Source organism: Dietzia sp. CQ4, assembly GCF_014145125.1.
GTDB lineage: Bacteria > Actinomycetota > Actinomycetes > Mycobacteriales > Mycobacteriaceae > Dietzia > Dietzia natronolimnaea.
The window spans coordinates 1-563 of the sequence record NZ_JAALDZ010000373.1; the positions used below are offsets into that span (position 1 = coordinate 1).

Below are 563 nucleotides of genomic sequence, written 5' to 3' on the forward strand. Positions count from 1 at the left end.
CTCACCGAGTCCGACGTGGTGGGCCCCATGCTCGCCAGGACACTCGAACTCGCCGCACAGGGATCCCCCGACCGAACCCGAGGACATGCATGACCGACCGCGATCACAGCCCCCGGCCCGCCGCCCTCGGCCTGACGGGACTGGCAGTGGGGCTCGGCATCATCGGCGTGGCCATCGGCTTCGCCACGCTGCTGGGGATCACCGCCACGGCCAGCGGCGGCGGCGACACCACCGAGTATGGGCCGATGGCGGTGACCGCCGCGTCGTCGCTGGTCCTGGGGGCGCTGCTGATCGTGGGCGCGGTGCTGCTGTGGCGCGCCCACCGTGCGGCCCGCGTCGTCATCGCGGTGGCGGTGGCGCTGCTCGTCGTGAGCTCGCTCGCGCGGATGGTGGTCGACAGCGTCACGTTCATCTCGGTGCTGGGGAGCGTGCTCTCGCTGTGCGCACTGGTGGCGATGGGGGTGCTGCTCGCCTCGGACGGCGTCCGCGACCACGTCCGCGAGGGCGTCCCCCTGCGACTGACCTAGTCCGGAGCTGACCTGGTCCGGAGCTGACCTGCTCCG

1 protein-coding gene is annotated in these 563 nt (G+C 72.5%); it reads left to right on the forward strand.

All coding sequences use genetic code 11. The annotated features are described in order from the left end of the window. Positions 1-89 precede the first annotated feature (89 nt). Positions 90-527: a hypothetical protein gene (locus G6031_RS17240; RefSeq protein WP_182644262.1), complete on the forward strand. Its 438-nt coding sequence runs from the start codon at positions 90-92 to the stop codon at positions 525-527. Positions 528-563 lie beyond the last annotated feature (36 nt).